Here is a 19,341-nt window from a genome sequence, read left to right as displayed (position 1 = left end):
ATCGTTGCCGGGGGGATCTCCGGCGGTTGGCGAGCAGAATATCAACAGAGATCATTATTCACTCCCTTCCACAACGTCAGATTCATATTCATCCGTGCGGCCTGGCGCCGGGACACCGACGCTGAATATCTGCGACGGCAGACTGAAGTTTCGCAGCTTCAGCAGCGCCAGCGGTCCGTCGCCCAGTTCCGTACGCAGCAGCCACTGAAGCTGTCGCCTGTCCGGCGCGGTGACGCTCAGCCGGTACAGCCCGTCCCCCGCTTTCTGCCGCTGCATCTGTTCCAGCATCCGGATAACGCCCCACGGACCACTGTGGTTTGTATACAGACGGGTTCCCGCCGCCGTCGACGTCCAGGTCAGCATCGCCCCCGGTTTATTGATTACCCCCGGCCAGCGGAAGCTCTGCCAGTCGGCAACCTGGTTAAAATAGTGGAGTTTCTGCCCGTCAAGCGTCAGCTGTGTTTCCACCACTTCCGGCATCGCCACCCCCTGCAGTTCAAAGCTGATACCCTGGCTGCCGTCGGTAAACAGGATGTCGGACAGCTGGCTGAGCTGGTTCACCGCGTTCAGGAAGGCCGGGCTGAACGTCAGCCCCTGACTGTGGGTTCTGTCCGCCACCCAGGTGCTGCCCTCCCTGTGCAGAACGCCGCCCAGCTGCGTGCTGAGGAAACGGTCAATACGTCCGGTATCGCGGCGGATGAACGCCGCCAGCATCGGCAGCGAGGCGTCGCTCTTCGCGGCAGCAAAGGGGTAGCGCCCTTTAAACGCTGAATTCCAGTTCGCGACAACTGAGCGCTGCCACGCTTCGTTCAGGCTGGCCGCCGACGGCTGAAGCACCGTCTCCCAGGCCTGGGTCAGCGGCTGAACAAACATCGTCTGCCCGAAACCGCTCCACTCTTCACCGAGGCTTGCCGCCACCAGGCTGCCGTACTCCTGCGTGTCGGTCAGGTCAACGCTCTTGCCCTGGAAGACCGTCTGCGCCAGCTGCTGCATCATCGCCTGCGGGTCGGCGGCGTTTGCCACCTGCTGGAGCCTGAGGCGCACGCGGGTCAGGCGCGTCAGGTAAGTCTGTAAACTGAGCGAACTGTCCGCCGCCATCACGCTCTGCGCGCTGTTTTTACCCATAAGCTGCAGCAGCGGCCCGAAGGTGCTGTCCAGCGGCCCCGCCGGTCCGGCGGCCTGCTGGTCAATCACCGGCCGGTCATCACCGCCCAGCAGGTTTTTCGCCGATTTCACCAGCGATGCGGAAATGGCCTCTTTCTGCTGCCCGGTCTGCCCCTGGTAAGCCAGGGTGTTCATCAGGGCAATCAGCGGCGACTGGCGCACGTCCCCGGCCAGCGTTAACTGGTCGGTGACGTCGGCAATATTGTGCGCCGGGTTCAGCCGGATACTGTTGAGGAAGTTCAGCCAGGCACCGGCAAAATCGGTGAAGTAGCGCGCCGTCAGGCGCTGCTTCAGCGCCTCCGGGGAGACGTCGCCGGACAGCGTTTTACGGCTATCGCTCAGCACCCAGTCGATTTCATCGCGCCGGGACGCCACGGCGTTATCAATGGCTTCCTGAACCCCGCCCTCCCACGCCTGGCGGGTGAACATCCCCGGCACCGACTCCGGCGTGCTGAACAGGCGACCGGCGTCGGTCTGCGGCGTCATGTCCTCCAGCGTCATGTCCGCGTAGCTGCGGCGCACCCGGGTGAGCATGTTCTCATACAGCGTACTTTCCGCGTTGCGCCGGCCAATCTGCTCCAGCAGCACCTGACGTACCCGGGTGACCAGCTGCCTGTCCGGCGTGATTTTCCAGGCAGGCTGCGACGGCAGGCTCTGCATGTAAAAGGCGTGAAGGTCCGGGGCGATACTCTGCCACAGCGCCGGGGAGAGTCCCGGCCGGGATGGCGCGGTGGTTGTCATCACCTGCGCGTACAGGGCAGCGTCGGCTTTGTCCGGGCGCGCCATCATCAGGTATGCTTTCAGCTGATCGTAGCCCGCCTTAGCTAACGTGGCGCGCTGCGGGCTGCGCGGCGGCAGGTTCGCCAGGACAGTCAGTTTCTGCGTCAGCGCCTGCATGGCCGCATCGCGTATCAGGCGGTTACTGGCCTGGCCGTACCAGGGCATCAGGGCGGCTGAAAGCGGCGCATTGTGGTCCAGCCCGAAGCGCTGGTACCAGGGAGCGCCATTCGCCTGTTGCGTCTGCAGGCGCCCGATATCGTTACGCAGAGCCTGCAGCGCCATCAGCTGCGGGTCGTTAACCGCGGGATGATTCACCAGCTGCTGCGCCCGCGCCGCCGCGCTGACGATATGGTGGCGGTTAACGGCAAAGGAGACCACGCTGCCTGCCCCCCACAGGGCAATCAGCGTCAGCAGGGTGACGCCCGGCGTTCGCTGCCACGGCATCCCTGCCCGCACGCCCCGCGCCTGAGCGCAGTCCGCCGTCACGCCCTGCCAGACCGCCGGAGCGGACCAGCGGTGTTCATGGCCCGCGGCATTATCCTCAGGGGCCAGCGACGGGCTGAACATCAGGCCGCGCAGCGGAACACGCTTCAGGTGCTCCGTCAGCCACGGCGTCAGCAGCGTTTTCCAATGGGATATTCCCTGTTTCTCCAGCTGCCGGCCGAAACGTAACAGGAAATCGTGCGACGGCCCGGCGCACAGCTGCTGCATTCCCCTTTCGCGCAGGGATGGCAGGATAGCGCGGAGCTGGCGCTCCACCCCCGCCGGCGTGGCGCGGGCCGGGAAAAGCGCCCCTACCGTCTGGGTGACGCGCGCATCCTGCGACCAGTCGCTGTCAGTCACCTGCCACAGGTACACCGGCGGCTGCCAGCGCAGCGCCTCCCCGACCTGCTCCAGGGCGCGAAGATGGTTATCCAGCGTACCGGCGGTGGTCTGTCTCTCATCCAGCGCCAGCACGATGCCGTCCAGCGGACGGCTGCGGCGCAGCTTACGCAGGGCGGTCAGGTGCCCGGTGTCCGGCGCCGATGACAGGCTGCCGCCGTAAATCAGCACCGTGCGGTGGCCTTCAAGCCACTGTTTTTCGGCAAGGCCGGGGGCGATGGCGGCGATGTGCGCGGGTTCGCCACAGACCAGCAGCAGGCGGACCTGACTGCGCCAGAAAAGGTTGTAGCGACGGCGGAGGTGGGCTTTCAAATGCCGAATGCTGGCAACGGTCGAGGATTCTGCCTCACTTCGATGCTGTATAAAATCGGTTTTATTTCCAGATGAGAGGAATTTAGCCTGGCGGTAAGCGTTTTTACCAAACAAATATGTCGTAATAAAAAAAATGATAATAAAGAGCAGTAATCCACCCGTTAGTACCAGAGCTAATATAAATAGCCGCTCAAACCAGATAGAGTCTGGAGAAATCCCCAGTATAGTCGGTTCACTCCTGAGGATAAGGCATGCTGCAACTCCCAAGCATAAAAGAACAAACAAGATAAACCACAACTGAAATGTTGTGTTTTTTATTCCCTGTAAAATACGTTTCACCTTTTCTCCCGACATAAAATAACTGGATAGAGAAACATCAGCAATGACTTACAACTTAAATAACACGAGGATAATAAATTCGAAGCTACAACTGTGCTTGAGGCCTGACGACCAACGACCACAAGAAATCATCATGTTCAGACATACTGACAATCAGCTGCGGTGAGGAATATCTGTGATTACCAGAAGCCAAAGCAATAGCAAGCCACGGCGATACACTCCCCGTAAAACCACTCTTCATGTCAATATCGATCAACTTCGCCTTTGTATCATTCAATGGCAAACCGAGATTATTAGCAACCTGTGTTTTCTCTTTATTTCTCGCCCCCATTCCTGCTAACCAGAGATATTCGATATTTTCGAGATTGCTCTTCCCCCATAACAATGACTGCATCACTGATGCATTTAGTCCTGCATGAGTTGTTTTTTCCGGCCTGTGAATATGAGCTATATAATTTTTCAGTTGTGAATCGGCTTGTGTGGCGTTTAAAAGCAATGCCACTGCAGCTTCCCCTTCTCCATTACGTAATTTTGTTTTTAATTTGATTGACAAAATCAATAGAGCTTCTATAGTTCGAGGTTTATCCAGCCAATTATCAATATCGGTCAATCCAAATTGGGAGGAAAACAAAACTTGCGCATGCTCAGGCACAAGTAATTTAATTTCCTCCTGAATATCTGAAATAGTATCTGACGCCAATGCAATATCACTATCGAGCTGTAAAACCACAGTCAACCGCTTTGAAGCCTTACATTTCATTAACGCTGTCTGTAATGTTACGTCCTCAAGAAGTAAGGTTAGCTCCCTGACTATTCTGATTGATAGAGGCAACCTGGCATCGCCAAAACGGGTTTGATAGCTCACTATTTGCGTGACTTCATCCACCACTGTGGGTAACTCAACTCCCCCGGGTATTATAAATTGGTCCGTCATGACACCAGACGTTACAACGTGTGGTAAATGCGTACATACAGCTTCCAGCGTCAGATAACGCTGCCCACGCTGAATTTCATTCTCAATATCTTTTTCCCGTTCATGATTCCAGCCATCAGAGAACCATACGGATGTCAAATAACATAGCCAGCGAACACCAAATATAAACAACCATATTATAAATGGTAAGCTGATAAAACAGTTCCAGAATAATCCCCCTCGTACTATGCTATGTGAGGGCCACAACAATGAGGTAAAAAGCCCACCACAAACAATGAAGACAAGCAGAACAACCGACCATCGTTTTACGGACGGAGGTAATTTCCGCTTAGTTGCGGGAGGAATCACAGAGAGATCAACAGGCATTATTTACTCGTTGTAGCGCAGCTTAGTGAGGTAATTAATGTGCAACCGCAAGTACATTTATAATTATGAAATGCAACGGGTACGCCATTATCTTTCATAGTAGGGTGGCCTTCCGCTATATATGATGGACTATGCCCTTCTATGGGACAACTTACCGCATCGCCTAAACGCGCCACACCCACCCCCTGAAATTTCATGGTCCCGGAACCGGACAGCACCTGACCACCATGCGTTGTTTTATCGCCAATACGAACGATGCCTTTCATTTCTTCACCTCCATCATGGCGCGTTTTTTATCCACCATGCTGTGCGACTTGTCCATTCCCAGCATCCAGCGCCAGAGTGAACGGGGATTCTGCGCGGCACTGATATCCCAGGGATCGTCCGGCGCAATCACGCAGCTGGCCTGCACCTCCTCACTCCAGCGCGGGATCCGGCAGGTGTACATCGCAAAGACCCGGAACGGCCAGGCCGTCAGATACAGCGCCATCAGAAAGGGCACCACAAAAAACGGCGCCCCGTAGGTGGCGCTGAACATCAGATACCAGTAGCCAAAAAATATTCCTTCCCGGCATACCTCCACCGGCGGCATCAGTTTCAGCACGCCGGCAACCGCCTCCGGCCCTTCTTCCATATAGCGGCGCACAAATTCCCAGTTGCGGTATAAGTCTTCACGCCGCGGAGCGGAAACCGACAGCGTGAACGTTTTCAGCACCGTTTTGCGATCTTCCGCCAGCACATGTCCGCGAATATCGTAATTCTTCCGCTTCGTTAATTTATAAGTCACGCAATCGCCGGTGGTGAAAAAGATGTCGTCCCAGGGGGCGCTGTAAACCTCCCCGTCCACGCTGAATACATGCACCAGTCTGTTTTTCCTGTCAAATCTGACGGGATAATGCGTCCAGCGGAAACATTCAACTCTTAGCATTAAATAACAGAATAAAGAGACCAGAATTGACACAAAAAGAGCAATAAAACCGATGACATAAAACCATCCGTCATAATCCTGCTGCAAAAAAAAATGAACAAACATATTACAGGGTATATAAATTACACCTGAGGCAAAAAGCACAAGTAATGCCAGTGACGGTACGGTTAAAAATCCTTTTACCGCATACCACTTATCCACCACCTCCATATAACCCGAGCTGAGATGAATCACCGCCGCATCATCCATGACTTTCTTGTCACCCAGGTCTACTTTTTCATTCTGATGTAATTGATTAGCGAGTTCATCTTCTGTCAGTACAGGTGAGGCCCGGTACTTATATTTAATCATTAACCCATCATAATCCATTTTTTATCCTACCTGTGTAATATCGTTCAGACTCTGCATTTCAATTTGAAGCGTCTGATGAGGTTCAGGGGGAAGTCCTTCTGGCGTTACTCCCCACATCGTTTTCTCCAGCCATTGCTGCAGCTCATTGGTCTGTTTCCTGGAAATATAAAATGCCGCGACCAAAAGTATCCCTACCATTACCCACCCTAAAGTCAGAGCAGTCACTTCGATACCTAAACCAAGACCAACAAGTGTTTGCGCTCCTAATCTTCCACCGATCCTAATTAATAAGTCACCAACCCACTTCCAGTTAATAAACGGCGCGAAAGCCAAGTAAGTTCCAGATGCCGCCGACGCTCCATAGGCAAAAGCCAACCCTTTACGCTTACTGTTCCATTCTTCCTGAAAATGAACAGCATCATAATAAGCCGCCACCAGTCCCCCTGCGGCCCCAAGGAAACGTCCGGATGCAGCAAACCATTTTGCAATTTTTTCCGCCGCTGAACCGGGAAACTCCGCACCCAGTTTATTAAAGCGAACTATCGCCGACTCTATCGTTCCAGCTGTTGTTCCCGTTAGTGACAGTGTTCCTGCCCAGAAGCGATTTCTGGCTTCCTGCTGACTTGCGGTTACGGGCTTATGGCTGAAATCCATGCTTACCCACAACGACGCTGTTTGCAACGCCATTGAGACCACCCCGAGCGCCAAAGGCACGCTTTGTTTTATCGAACTGAATCCCGCGTTGATATGGTTCTGCCAGCGAGCAAATAATAACCTGTCAACATCAGTATCGGTGCGTAAGGATTCACTCAGGCGATACACGCGTTGACTTTCCGGTAGCGCAGCCAGCTCATTGAACGTATCCATATCAACAGCGGCAATATAATGGCGTTCGCCGGCTCCGGTAAGCGGCACGCCATCAATTCCAAGTCGGCGAACTTCCCATCTGACGTACATACGCAGAACATCTTCAGTACTATCCCCGGTAATCCCGGCATTTCTACCCAGCACTCTGACAACGTCCTCCACAAAATCAGCCTCGCTCCCGATACGAGTTACAGGAATAAATGCGCGTCGGTCAATGACGGCCATCATGCTAAATAATTGATAACTCAAATGACTTTTTGCTGCTGCCTGTAAAATTTGTGAAACAGGACCAATGACTTTTCCCAAAAAGGTTCCAAGGTAACCTGCGGCGGCCTCCTGCATCTTGTCAAACGTATCTTTAAAAGCATCAGCAACCCCATTCCAGGGCTGAGCCCACAAACTACTATTATCCTGAACTAACGCTCCCAGACGCTGTGACAGTTTGTCCTGATTAAACACCAGCGCACGCATCAGGATATTGTTGTAATCATTAGACTTCATTTTTAGCTGTTGGGTGAAATAGCGCAGCGTCAATGCCTTATCTTGCATGCCAACGATGCAATAACCCACTGTCTGTATATAATCGAACCCACTCTGAATATCGGCCACATCAAAATTGCACTTGAAGTACCCAGTGGTGACTTCACTTTTGAACCACTCCAGGTACATCTCTGTCGTAGGACCGACGACTGATTCATCGTAGGAATTAACTTCTTCATTAAATTCCTTGATAAATTGTTCAAGCTGTTTTTCATCATAATGTGACGCGTAGGTCTGCCATTCTTTCTCAACGCGACTGTTTAGTGTGGCATCCAAATCAGCATTGCGCTGCTTTGCGAGTTCCTGGGAAGGTAATAAATCAAGGCCTTCTCGTGTTTTTGTTCCGAGTTTCTCACTCATGGAAGTGAACTCAACGTTTGCAATCTTGTCCCGCGCCATCTGACGGGTCATCGACTCCTTTAAGCCAATCAGTGTGGAAGCTAAAGAGTGTTTCCAGATATATTTCTCATTGCCATAAAGATCCCGAGTTGTTTGATATGACAGCAGCGATGAAATTTCTTGCAGTATTGCCACTGGATCCGGAAGCACTAAAATCGCCCCTTTACCCGGCATTAATTTCTCGGCAGACTTAATCAAATTGGTCGCGGCAAGTGGAAGGGGCTGAAAATATGACGCCGAGTAGTCCTTAATTTCAGCATAAGCTGACATTGGGCTATACTCGGCAACAACTTTAGTCACTTGGGAAAGGGCTAATAGCTTTTCCCCATTACCGCTGCTTAGCCATCCATCCATATCGAATCTTTGCATTATTTTTTGACGGACCGCAGGAACTTCATATTTTTTTCTTACCGCAGGCGTCCATTTGTTTTGCGACCAGGCAAACCAGAATATGCCGTTTTTCATTGGCGGCGGCATTACAGGTAACGTAATTAATGAAGCTTTTGCCAGATCTTCTGGCTTAGTAATACATGGCTTCATTTCACCACTTAACAATCTTGGTGGCACATCACCACATCCAGGCAAAGGATAATAATAACCCTCTTCCGTCACATAGTAGTCCTGCCATCGATTAATCATTTCATCATAGACATGAAGGTAACCTTCTCTCAATAAACGCCCTGTATAGGCAGAACGGCCACGAGGAGCGATGGACGGTGAGATATTTTCAGGCAAATATGGGATATTATCATGATTATCTGCGATACCCGGCCGTACAGGTAGAATGGGTAGCCCGTAACGGCTACAAAAACCGCATCCCTGGTTATTTTCACTCATGATTATTTTCCTTTTATCTTTCCTGTTGTAACAGAAGTTTCTGCCATTCAATATCACTCAAACCATTAATCATCCGCGAAAAAACTTCAGGCGTGTTTTCTGCACACCTTAACCATTCCTGGATTATTGGAATACGCCAGAAATCAGGCTCACGGGTCAAGCCACTACAGGCAAAGGCAATAAGATCATTGTGATGTATCAGGCCCAGACTCAGCCCCCGACTCAGCAATTTTTCAATACGCTGACTACAGTTTCGACGTTCTGCAATATCAGTAATAAATGGAATTTCCATTAACACTCGATTTATTAACCCTATGTTTTTTAGGCGCGCAGCTGGAAAAACGGTTTCATGTTCAACGGATGTGAGCATTACTTCTGAAGGATGACATACCAGAGTATGCCATTGACCTTCAATCCAAAGCGTCCAGTATGATGACTGTCTGACAGGGATGAGTTCCATTAACTGTCTGTATGTAAACATCCAGGAAAGATGGAACAACACACGGGGATCGTAATATCGAAGAATATGACGTCGGTGATTTTCATCAGTAAAATGCATTGCTTTGATAAGCACGCTACGCATTTCAGATACCGTGCGTTCGCTTCGGATTAGCAAAGTGCATAGCGGAGGTATTTCAGGTTTTTTTTCCTGCCTCAGATTTGTCATAAGCATATTCCAGTCAGCAGCACTCATTTCTTTCAACGGCAGTAACCAGGGATAAAGATGCGCCTGAGGTTTCAGCATGGGGGAAACCATTTCCAGCACTGGCCATGATTTATCAATATCAGGATGCTGAACTCTGTCAATAATCGCAAAGTCATGCTGACTTAATGGCAGAGCATCTCTTAAAAAGTCATTTTCCATACCCTTTCCTTTTAGCTTAACGGTACAGTCGCATCACCCTGACTTGAGGCCTCAGCTACAGCATTTTCACATGCCGTAAACTCTGGAAATGGTGCCTGTTGGGTTGCTGGTCCAGCATAATCAAAGCCAGCACTCTTGACATAAAAATGCCCACCAGTTCCATTTTCAATTTTGTCAGGCGAAACCGTCAGATAAGAGCCGCCACACTGAAGGGTGATTTTCTTCTGTGCGGAGATCACGATTTCATCCTGGGTGCTGGTGATGGTGATGCCTTTCATCGCCGTCATTTCCATCGCATCAGTTTGCGCCTGAATTGTCACTCTTCCGGCTGCTGCCACCAGTTTCATACCCAGTTCATGTACAAACGCCACCATGCCGCGTTTTGCTGCCAGCACCATTCGTCGTAAGGAGGAGACTTCGGTATTGCCTCCCGCCGTCATTATCTGACTGCCATTCGCGCTGAGCTGAATATGCCGGGGAGTTGAAAGAGCAATCCCGCCGGGCGCACCCGCAACAATTACAGGTTGCTTAAGGGTATCTACGTTTTGTTGCAGAAAACTCTGCTGGGTACTGTTATCCAGGGGCTCAAGCTGAGCCGTCTGCAATAAACCGGACAGAGATTCAGCGAGAGAGAGGGCATCGGAAAGCTGACGCTTTATCTCATCCATATTCAGTTGCTGCCCGGCTGATTTAGGCTGAGCCTGGGTTGTCAGAAGGATCCCCTTTCCGGCCCGTATCGCTCCGTAGCTGTCCGTCCGCAGCTCAAACCCCTCCCCGCGAGGCTGTTTTTCGCTGTCCACCAGATGCCCCAGGTTCAGCTGACTCTTGCCGCCGTACTCCGTGCTGACCTTGATGTGCTCTTTGCCACGCGCGTCGTCGAGGCGGATTTTGTTGTTCGCCGGGGTCCGCAGGACGTTGCGCTTATAGTTCCGGATGGTGACAGGGTCCGGGTGCGCCGAGTCGTGCAGGACACCGGCAATATACGGACGGTCCGGGTCTCCCTGCTCAAAAGCGATGGCCACTTCCGTCCCCGCCAGCAGCGGCAGGTGCAGGCCGTATGTGTCCCCGGCATAGGGGCGCGCCTGACGTACCCACAGACTCTCTTCCCCCGGCTGCCAGTGGTCGCGGTCAAACAGCAGGTTGACCTTATAACGGCCGTCGCGGTCGATATGGCCGTAGATATCGTTGGTTTTCGTACTGGTCACCCGCGCCGGCAGCGTGCCGGCCATGACCGGCCTGTCGCCCGGTTGCGGACGGAAGCCGTAATTTTCCGAGAACGGGATGGCCGTAAACGCCACCTCATAGCTGCGGTCGCGACGGGCGCGGCTGTGGATGCCGGTAATCACCACGCCCTGGCGGAAAACCTCCGTCACCTCAGCGCCTCCGGTGACCTTCAGCTCCCGGCCCGGCGCCAGCGCCGCGCTGCTGGTCCTGCCGCTCAGCCGGGTCTGGTCGTTCAGGTAGAGCTCGTGGCGCAGACGGGCATAAAACGCCCCGCTCTCCGGCTCCGGGTTGCGCTGGCCGTCACTGCCCGGCGCCAGGTAGTTATCCGCCCAGTGATACGCCTCACCGTAGGTGGTGACGTCGCCGGACGTCACGTCCGCGCTCTGGCTCATCTCCTCCGGCGTGTTGCGGTAGTTGTAGTCCCGGGTGAACACCGACTGCTGCACCACGTTATGCTGGCTTTTCAGCGCCCACACCGACTCGGTACCGCTGTCGTGCTGGCCGGAGGGCGGCACCGACGGCAGAACCAGCCCCTGCTCGTAGTGCCGCTGGTCATCGTAAAACTCCACCACGTCAATGTTCAGCCGGGTGTCGGCGGTGAAGCGGAACCAGATACCGACCTCGCCCAGCAGGCGGGTGATAAAGCGCAGGTCGTCCTCGCCGTACTGCATCACCTGCTCGCGACGCGGATACGCCTGTGCCAGGGTGAAAACAAAGTCCTCCCCGCGCATGGCGTGGCGGGTACGCAGGATATGCTCCACGATATCCGGCACCGACATATCCTGGTAAATCCGGTTCTGGTGGCTCCGGGAAAGCAGCGCCAGACGGGGCTGCAGGGTCAGGGAATAGTGCGTTTCGTCGCGGGATGCGGAAAGGCGCTCAAACGCCGTCACCACGCCCTGAATCGTGCGCACCGGCTGCTGAATGTTAATCCCGAAACCCTGGTCCGCAGGCGCCTGCAGGGTGAAGGTCGCGTCCTGCATCAGCATCTGCTGCGGCGTGATGGTTTTGTCGGCGCTGGTGAACTCAATCACGTATCTGAACGGTTCGCTCAGGGCCTCCTCACCTTCAAAGCTCAGCACGTCCAGAAGAGCGCTGCAGCCGCGCACCGTTAACAGATGGTGGCTGTGGCTGAACAACAGGGATTTTATCTCGCTCATACGCCCGCCCCTGCGCCAAACTCCATCACAATCCCCCCCTCTTCATCCCGGCCCAGCATCAGGTGCTGCGGCTTCTGCCCCGCCGCCATATGGGTCAGCAACTGCTGGCTCAGCGCCGGCAGTATCTGCTGGTTGAGCAGGCTGTCCACGTTGCGCGCCCCGGTATCCGGCAGCAGGCAGGCATCCGTCAGAGCGTCGTACAGGCTGTCGCTGATGGTAGTGGTCATGCCGTAGTGGCGACTGAGGCGTTTGCTCACCTGGCTGAGCTTCATTCCGACAATCGTGCGCATCGCGTCCCGCGTGAGCGGGCGGTAGATCACCGTCTGGAAGCGCGCCAGCAGCGCGGGCTGGAAGTGGTCGCGCAGCAGCGGACGCAGCAGTTCATGCAGGTCGGACTCCGTGGCCTCCGGCCGTTCGCCCAGCATCTGCATGATGTGGTCGCTGCCGAGGTTAGAGGTCATCAGAATAACCGTGTTGCGAAAGTCGATCTCCCGCCCCTCGCCGTCGCGCATAAAACCCCGGTCAAACACCTGGTAGAACAGGTTCATCACGTCCCGGTGCGCCTTCTCCACTTCGTCCAGCAGCACCACGCTGTACGGACGCTTTCTGACCGCTTCGGTGAGGATCCCGCCCTGGCCGTAGCCGACGTAGCCCGGAGGAGAGCCTTTCAACTGGGAGACGGTATGCGGCTCCTGGTATTCGGAGAGGTTGATAGTGATTAAGGATTTCTCACCGCCGAACAGCGCGTCAGCAAGGGCAAGCGCGGTTTCAGTCTTGCCGGTGCCGCTCGGCCCGGTCAGCAGGAACACGCCCTGCGGGCCGTTCTCCGACGTCAGCCCGGTTTTGCTGGCACGGAGACGCTGCGCGATGGCGTTCAGCGCAGCGTCCTGGCCCACCACGCGTCTACCGAGCTGCTGTTCCAGGCTCAGCAGCTCCGTCTGCTCATCCTTCATCAGAGACGAGAGCGGCACGCCGGTCCAGTCGGCGATGACCGTGGCAACGGTGCGCGCATCCACGTCCAGCCCCAGCAGCGGGTTCCCCTGCTGCACGGCACTAAGCTGGTTTTGCAGGTCCGCGATTTCCGCCTGGCGGGAGATATCGGCGCGGCAGGCGAGCAGGTTTTCCGTGAGCTTCAGCTCCTGGCCGTACTGCGTTTCCAGCTCATCGAGCTGCAGGATAATACGGACTTCGTCCTGTTCGATGGCCGCCAGGCGTTCGCCGTGGGTGTGGTTGCCCGCCGCGATATCTTCCAGCAGCGCCTGCTTTTCCATCGCCAGGGCGGTGAGCTGCGCCTTCAGTCGGGTCAGCGGCGCCGGCACCGTATCCAGGCTCATGCGGATGCGGGCGGAGGCGGTGTCGAGTAAATCCACCGCCTTGTCCGGCAGCTGGCGTCCGGTCAGATAGCGTCTGGAGAGGATGACGGCGGCGCGCACCGCCTCATCGGTGATGTGCACCCCGTGATGCTCCGCGTAGCGGGACTTCAGGCCCCTGAGCATCAGGCAGGCGGTGTCGTCGTCCGGCTCATCGACTTTGATCATCTGGAAGCGCCGCTCCAGCGCCGCATCGCGCTCAAAATACTGTTTGTACTCGCTCCAGGTTGTGGCGGCGATAGTTCTGAGTTCGCCCCGGGCAAGGGCCGGTTTCAGCAGGTTAGCCGCATCGGCGCCGCCCGCCTGGTTACCCGCGCCGATAAGGGTGTGGGCCTCATCAATAAACAGAAGCACAGGCAGCGGCGACTGCTGCACCGCGTCGATAATGTTTTTCAGCCGCTGCTCGAATTCTCCCTTCACCCCCGCTCCGGCCTGCAGCAGGCCGAGGTCAAGGGTGCGCACGCTTACCGGTTTCAGCGCATCCGGGACGTTGCCCTCGGCGATTCTGATCGCCAGACCTTCCACCAGCGCGGTCTTGCCGACGCCCGGCTCGCCCACCAGTATCGGGTTGTTCTTGCGGCGTCGGGAAAGAATGTCCACCATCTGGCGGATTTCATTATCACGGCCGAACACCGGGTCAATTTTGCCGTCCCGGGCGCGGGCGGTCACGTCGAGGGTGAACTTATCCAGCGCATTCTGCAGGGCCGGATTCAGATCCCCTTCTTTTACGCCCGCATTAACCGGACGGCCGACAAACGCCACCTCGTCGCCCTGCGCCAGCTCTGCTTCCTGCTGCACCTCCGGGCGTTCCTCGGACTGCGCGTCCAGTAGCGGACGCAGGCGCGCCAGCTGGCTCTGCGCCAGGGTCAGCAGCGGCCACAGGCCGTCGCAGCGCACCAGACTCTGTTTATCCACCAGCGCCATCAGCAGGTGGATACTACGGATATGCTCCTCCCCGGCCAGCGAAGCGCTTAGCCATGCCTCCTGCATCAGAGTCTGAATAGCGTCTGAAAGCTGCGGGCGGCCGCGCACCGAACGGGGGAGCTTATCCATAAAGGTCAGCAAATCCTGCCATATCGCGTCCATATCCCATTCGTAGCGCCGCGCCAGTACCGTCAGGTCGCCCTCGCCCTGCTCCAGCAGTTTCAGCAGCCAGTGCTCGGGCAGGATTTCCGCGTGCGCCCGGGTCTGGCACAGGGTGGCAGCGCCTTCCATCGCACGGGCGCAGTAAGGGTTAAGACGGCGTAACAAAATGGCGGGATTTTCCATGAGCTTTTCTCTTTATCAGTTCCGGACACGCTACCGCCCGTCGCTGTTCCCTGTTATTCAGGAACCCAAAGCGCATCAGGTCAGGCAGGCAGATTGTTTTTTTGCTGAGCGCCCGTCAGTTCAGGCGCTCAGCAAAAACGGGCAGCGGAAACTGCCCATCAGGGGATGACTCTAAATAGTTCGCGCTGTAGCAAGACGACAAGCGAATGCAGCCAACGGCGCTACAGCGTGAAATATGGCGAGTCATCAGGCGGTGGCGCGTTCGTTCCAGCTGTCGGAATGAATGATGTTGCCGTCCTTGTAGGTCCAGGTGATTTTTTCGTAACGCAGCTCAATCTGCTCGAGGTGGTTATGCTTCTCGTAGGACGGGTCCTTGACGTCGTGCATCAGCGGGTTGACCTTCACCACCTTCACGTTCTCAAGCTTCGTGTTGAAGTACTCCACTTCCTGACCGGCGTCGTTGATTTTGTACCAGCGGAATTCAGCCGACTTCAGCGTCTGGCCGGTGGTCACCGCCTTGTACAGGTACGGGCTGGAGGCGTCGATTTCCTTGGTGAACAAGAACGGCGTGTGGATACGCGTGCCGGTCAGCTTCCCGGTGTTGTTGTCGGTCGGGATGTACAGGTTATGCTCCTGCGCCACCACCTCGATGCTGCCCTCGCGGTCCTTCACGTCCACGGAACCTTTGATGTCCGCGCCGCCGTCGTCCTTCAGCCACAGATAGACTGGAATTGCCATATTACTTCTCCATTTATACACGTCGTCCTTCAGGCTGCCTCTTTGTTGGCTGCCTTCATTTGCCCCGGTCACATAGTGAACTATGCTTCCGGGGACGCATTCAGTTGCCGCTGCGAGGCAGCCCGAATGACTGTGTGTATCATTTTAAAAAGCGCCATCATCCTGCGATGGCGCGGGGGTCATGCCCGGTGGCTGGCAGGCATTCGCCTGCGGCACCAGACTGATTTCGACACGGCGGTTCAGCGCCCGGCCTTCGACCGTGTCGTTGGGGGCAACGGGTCGGCTCTCGCCGTAGCCCTGCACCGCAAAACAGCTCTCCGGCACGTCGCCGGTGTCGCGCATCCAGTCGCGCACCGATTCGGCACGCTTAAGCGAAAGTATCTGGTTGGATTTATCGTCGCCGGTGCTGTCGGTATGGCCCGCCACCACAATCAGCCAGCCGGGCTTCGCTTTAATGCCGACCAGCGAGTTCACCAGCAGCTTTGTCGAGCCGGGCTTCAGCACCCACCTGCCGGTGTCGAACAGCGACATGCTGTCGAGGCGGATGATTTTCGGCGCGGTTTTCTCGGCAGGCTTCAGTGGCGGAGGCGGCGGGACATAGGAACGAATGGCGTCAAGCACCGGCATGCGCAAATGCTCCCCGTGATACAGGCCGAGCCCCATTTCCAGCGGTTCACCGTGGCGCGCCCACCGATCCAGCTGCAGCGCATCCCCGCGCAGGATCTGCACGGCGCGGGCTTTCGGGGCGTAGTCATCCATCGCAATCTGCGCGTAATGCTGAATATCGAACCCCACCCGCTGCAGCAGCTGGCGGTTGTTCCACGCGCTGGCGCACAGTGCGATGATGGCGGCAAGGGTGAACAGGCAGAATGCCCGCCGTAAAGTTCTGCTGAGCGGCGTCACGCCGGCGCCCAGTGGCAACAGCGGCAGAATAAAATTCGGCAGCGTGACATCCGCTGATGAGGGTTCGGGCTGCCAGCCGGGCAGCGAATTCAGGGCAGTATGTTGAGACAACCAGCGCTGCCACAGGCTATCAGCCAGAACCGGCGCCCCCGAAGGCGTCATGTGATATACCACCATCGCCGGGTCCGCCGGAGGCATATCGTCCGACGCCGCCGTCAGCGCGGCCATCATTGTTTGTTCAGTCAGGCGAACCAGCGTATTCATCCTCACCTGCGCAGCCAGGCGGTCCGTCCCGTCCTTTTGCGCCAGCCATGTCCCGGTGCTGCACGGCACATCGTCCGCCAGCCATACCTGCATGGCCTCCCCGGCCTGCGCTGTCTGCCACAGCGGTTGTGGAACAGACGCCCCCACCACCTTACTGTTCAACAGTAAAGGCACCGCCCGGCGGCAATCGCTCCGCACCTGGCTCAGCTGCCAGCGCAGCTCATAAAGCCCGGCCGCCAGCGCCGCCTCATCACGATGCAGCTGCGGACAGACGCTGACCATCACCGCCAGCTGCGATACGAGGTCCGGGCGTTTCCACAGAAGAATACGTACCGTCTGCTGCAGTTCAGCCGTCGGGACGTTTAACCAGCAGCCCCGTGCCGTGCGGTAAACTGGCCCGCTCTCCGGCCACCCGGCGATATCACCGCAGACCAGCACCACCGGCAGGCGATACGGCGCGTCCGGTATCTCATCCAGCCAGGCGTTATCTACCAGCGGATCTTCCCGCCTGCGCCCGGCGAAAATCAGCCCGGCGATAACGGCGGCCAGTATCAGCGCAGCGGCCAGAATCCGCCCGCCGGAGGCCAGCGGCAGAAACAGCAGGCAGAGCAGCAGCGCCAGGATCCCGCCCCAGAGCCATAACAGGCGCAAATAGCGCACGTTCATTTCCCGGCCCCCGGCAGCAGGGTTGCAATCAGGGAATCAAGCCAGTGGTTCAGACCCCACCACAGCGCGGCGATCGCTACCAGCGACAGCCCGATGCAAACCGGCCAGCGACGTAACCCGTCCGCCAGGCCGCTGCGCCCGGAGATACCCGCCAGTACGGGACGGCTCTGGTCCGTTTCAAACGGCGGCACGCGCTCGGTCAGTACCCGAACAAGCTGGTCACGAGCCGGTTCATTCAGGGCATAACACCCTTTAAAGCCGAGCATCAGCACCCGGTGGAAACAGGTCAGCACCGCCATATCCGGCGCGGGCTCACGCAGAACCTGTCGCATCCGTTCATACAACGCGTCTCCGGCGTCCAGAGCACCAAAGTATTTCGCCTGCAGCGGACGGTCATACCAGACGATGCAGGCATCATCCTCGCCTTCGCGCCCTTTGGCGGTCTCATCCAGCAGCGCACACCAGGCGTAGAGAATATGCCGACGGCTCGCCTCGCTGACGTCCGCAGCCTCGAGCTTCGCCATCACCTGTTCAATATGATCTACACAATGTCGCCACAGGCGGTCGCCCTCCCCGTCGGCCAGTCTTGCGCCGAACCGCAGTTCCGTCACCGTCAGCCACGCGTCCGCCATCAGGGCGTCGATATTTATGTCCTGTTTCATGAGCGCAGCACCGCAAACAGTTCAAGTTCCGGATCGCCCAGCAGACCGGGGACGTAAAAGACACAACTGCCTTCCAGCAGCATCGCCCGCGCCGCCGGATGGGCCATATCAAGGGTGAAATACTGGTTTTCCAGGCGCAGCGGGATAGCCGCAGGGACGTGGCTCATCGCGCGCAAAGGAATGCCGGGCTGCGAACCGTTGACCACCCTGTCGACTTCATCCGGGCTACCCGCTTTGCACTGAAGCGGAAACTGCTCCAGCAGTTGCGCTACCGGCAGCGGCGAGCGTACCGAAAGATAAAAATCCGCCTCTTCACGCAGTCTCGGATCGCGGAGACGGGCGTGCCAGCGCTTGCGCCGTTCATCGCGGACCATGTCAATCGCCACGACCCGCGACGGCAGGCTGGCTTCCAGCAGCACACCCAGTAGGTCAAACAACGGCGGGAAGACCGCCGTTAGCTGCTCATGACGATAGGCCGGAATATCGGCGGTGGTGTGATCAAGAGAAAACGTCAGCAGGCTGCCTGCAAGACCGGCCAGCGCCTGATAAAGCCGCTCCGGGTGCACCTGCGGATAGCGCACCAAATGGCTCAGCACCGGCTCAGCGCTGTTGAGCGCATTCAGCAGCCAGAACAGCGACACGTCCGCCACCGCGAAGTCGGCCATCCGTTCGTTGCTCTCCCGGCGCATAGACATCAGGCGCTGCAGGCGCGCGCGTAGCTGACCCGTCAGATATTCGGTCTGCTCCGTTAGCCAGCGGCTGGCCTGCACGTTCAGCAGCGGCGGGATAAACGACGCGTCCTGCGACCAGTCTCCCTGGCTGTCGCGCTTAAGACGGGCCACGGCGACGGTCTGGTAATTGCCGTTGTCGTTATCCTCTGTACGCAGCGTCAGCTCCGGCTGCATTACCGCAATCTGGCGGCTGTCATCCCCATAGCGGTTACGCACCTCCCGCCAGGCCAGACGCCAGCGCACAGGACGCTCCGCTTTCTGCTCCGGTTGCAGGCAGTTGCCGCCGTTTTCATACTCATGGGGCAGCGCCAAAACCACCGTCAGTTCGTGGCTTTCTGTTTCCGGTAAGGTCATCACGGGCGGCAACGCATCGGCGTTATCGCTATCAGTGAGCGTTCCGTCGGCGAAACGCACGCACAGGTGGTCGGCCTTCAGTTTCCCCTGCTTCAGCAGCGCGGCGTCAAAAGCCGTCCGCGCAACCCCCCAGGGATGTATTGCTCCCAGTCGGGCGACACACTCTGTGTGCCAGGCCGCTTGCGCGGCCTCCTGCTGAAAATGTTGAGGGGAAACCATCTGGCCCCGCCCCCACAGCGGTCGTACTGTTTTCATCCCTGCCCCCGCCTTACGCTTTCGCTTTCGGCATCTGAGAAACCAGAGACAGGTTCACGTCCATCCCTTCCACCTGGAAGTGCGGCACCGCGTACAGCTTCACGCGGAAGAAGCCCGGATTGTCCTCGATATCTTCCACCACCACCTTCGCGTCGCGCAGCGGGTGTGAGGCCTGCAGCTC

At 56.8% G+C, this 19,341-nt stretch carries 12 protein-coding genes and 1 pseudogene; all 13 read right to left on the bottom strand.

Annotation, left to right across the window (positions count from 1 at the left end; all coding sequences use genetic code 11):
- Nucleotides 1–54: 54 nt before the first annotated feature.
- Nucleotides 55–3,477: an ImcF-related family protein gene (locus ACESQ2_RS09080; RefSeq protein WP_373170318.1), complete on the bottom strand. Its 3,423-nt coding sequence runs from the start codon at nucleotides 3,475–3,477 to the stop codon at nucleotides 55–57.
- Between the two features lie 85 nt (nucleotides 3,478–3,562).
- Nucleotides 3,563–4,777, bottom strand: a complete 1,215-nt coding sequence (locus tag ACESQ2_RS09075) for a hypothetical protein (RefSeq protein WP_222581887.1) — start codon at nucleotides 4,775–4,777, stop codon at nucleotides 3,563–3,565.
- Complete coding sequence (locus ACESQ2_RS09070) at nucleotides 4,777–5,043, bottom strand: PAAR domain-containing protein (protein WP_071957396.1); 267 nt, start codon at nucleotides 5,041–5,043, stop codon at nucleotides 4,777–4,779. The genes ACESQ2_RS09075 and ACESQ2_RS09070 overlap by 1 nt, the downstream gene beginning before the upstream one ends.
- Nucleotides 5,040–5,810 (bottom strand): DUF6708 domain-containing protein, encoded by a 771-nt coding sequence (locus ACESQ2_RS09065; protein ID WP_373170405.1) that lies wholly within the window; start codon nucleotides 5,808–5,810, stop codon nucleotides 5,040–5,042. The genes ACESQ2_RS09070 and ACESQ2_RS09065 overlap by 4 nt, the downstream gene beginning before the upstream one ends.
- A gap of 267 nt (nucleotides 5,811–6,077) precedes the next feature.
- Entirely contained in the window at nucleotides 6,078–8,699 is a 2,622-nt protein-coding gene (locus ACESQ2_RS09060; protein ID WP_222581891.1) for a T6SS effector BTH_I2691 family protein, read from the bottom strand.
- A 13-nt stretch (nucleotides 8,700–8,712) separates the two neighbouring features.
- Complete coding sequence (locus ACESQ2_RS09055; protein WP_134896733.1) at nucleotides 8,713–9,564, bottom strand: DUF4123 domain-containing protein; 852 nt, start codon at nucleotides 9,562–9,564, stop codon at nucleotides 8,713–8,715.
- 11 nt (nucleotides 9,565–9,575) lie between these two features.
- The gene (locus ACESQ2_RS09050) at nucleotides 9,576–11,948 is read right to left on the bottom strand and encodes a type VI secretion system Vgr family protein (RefSeq protein WP_373170317.1); all 2,373 of its coding nucleotides are present in this window, start codon (nucleotides 11,946–11,948) and stop codon (nucleotides 9,576–9,578) included.
- Nucleotides 11,945–14,587: a type VI secretion system ATPase TssH gene (gene tssH / locus ACESQ2_RS09045; protein ID WP_049070116.1), complete on the bottom strand. Its 2,643-nt coding sequence runs from the start codon at nucleotides 14,585–14,587 to the stop codon at nucleotides 11,945–11,947. The genes ACESQ2_RS09050 and tssH overlap by 4 nt, the downstream gene beginning before the upstream one ends.
- Nucleotides 14,588–14,833: 246 nt before the next feature.
- Entirely contained in the window at nucleotides 14,834–15,325 is a 492-nt protein-coding gene (gene hcp / locus ACESQ2_RS09040; protein ID WP_014229074.1) for a type VI secretion system effector Hcp, read from the bottom strand.
- Between the two features lie 144 nt (nucleotides 15,326–15,469).
- On the bottom strand, nucleotides 15,470–17,158 hold the full coding sequence (locus ACESQ2_RS09035) for an OmpA family protein (protein ID WP_373170316.1): 1,689 nt from the start codon (nucleotides 17,156–17,158) through the stop codon (nucleotides 15,470–15,472).
- Nucleotides 17,155–17,820, bottom strand: a complete 666-nt coding sequence (tssL, locus tag ACESQ2_RS09030; protein ID WP_014229072.1) for a type VI secretion system protein TssL, short form — start codon at nucleotides 17,818–17,820, stop codon at nucleotides 17,155–17,157. The genes ACESQ2_RS09035 and tssL overlap by 4 nt, the downstream gene beginning before the upstream one ends.
- Nucleotides 17,817–19,160 (bottom strand): type VI secretion system baseplate subunit TssK, encoded by a 1,344-nt coding sequence (gene tssK / locus ACESQ2_RS09025; protein ID WP_373170315.1) that lies wholly within the window; start codon nucleotides 19,158–19,160, stop codon nucleotides 17,817–17,819. The genes tssL and tssK overlap by 4 nt, the downstream gene beginning before the upstream one ends.
- 13 nt (nucleotides 19,161–19,173) lie before the next feature.
- Nucleotides 19,174–19,341 (bottom strand): annotated as a pseudogene (locus tag ACESQ2_RS09020) (type VI secretion system contractile sheath large subunit); the annotation flags it as partial.

Origin of the sequence: Klebsiella sp. Q11 (assembly GCF_964241505.1) — a bacterium.
GTDB classification, from domain to species: Bacteria; Pseudomonadota; Gammaproteobacteria; order Enterobacterales; family Enterobacteriaceae; genus Klebsiella; species Klebsiella michiganensis.
This window is presented reverse-complemented; position numbering and strand designations above follow the sequence as displayed.

Bases quoted from the DNA above. Each gene is read 5' to 3' on its own strand.
- ACESQ2_RS09075 (WP_222581887.1), bottom strand. From the start codon at position 4,777: ATGCCTGTTGATCTCTCTGTGATTCCTCCCGCAACTAAGCGGAAATTA.
- ACESQ2_RS09070 (WP_071957396.1), bottom strand. From the start codon at position 5,043: ATGAAAGGCATCGTTCGTATTGGCGATAAAACAACGCATGGTGGTCAG.
- ACESQ2_RS09065 (WP_373170405.1), bottom strand. From the start codon at position 5,810: ATGTTTGTTCATTTTTTTTTGCAGCAGGATTATGACGGATGGTTTTAT.
- ACESQ2_RS09060 (WP_222581891.1), bottom strand. From the start codon at position 8,699: ATGAGTGAAAATAACCAGGGATGCGGTTTTTGTAGCCGTTACGGGCTA.
- ACESQ2_RS09055 (WP_134896733.1), bottom strand. From the start codon at position 9,564: ATGGAAAATGACTTTTTAAGAGATGCTCTGCCATTAAGTCAGCATGAC.
- ACESQ2_RS09050 (WP_373170317.1), bottom strand. From the start codon at position 11,948: ATGAGCGAGATAAAATCCCTGTTGTTCAGCCACAGCCACCATCTGTTA.
- tssH (WP_049070116.1), bottom strand. From the start codon at position 14,587: ATGGAAAATCCCGCCATTTTGTTACGCCGTCTTAACCCTTACTGCGCC.
- hcp (WP_014229074.1), bottom strand. From the start codon at position 15,325: ATGGCAATTCCAGTCTATCTGTGGCTGAAGGACGACGGCGGCGCGGAC.
- ACESQ2_RS09035 (WP_373170316.1), bottom strand. From the start codon at position 17,158: ATGAACGTGCGCTATTTGCGCCTGTTATGGCTCTGGGGCGGGATCCTG.
- tssL (WP_014229072.1), bottom strand. From the start codon at position 17,820: ATGAAACAGGACATAAATATCGACGCCCTGATGGCGGACGCGTGGCTG.
- tssK (WP_373170315.1), bottom strand. From the start codon at position 19,160: ATGAAAACAGTACGACCGCTGTGGGGGCGGGGCCAGATGGTTTCCCCT.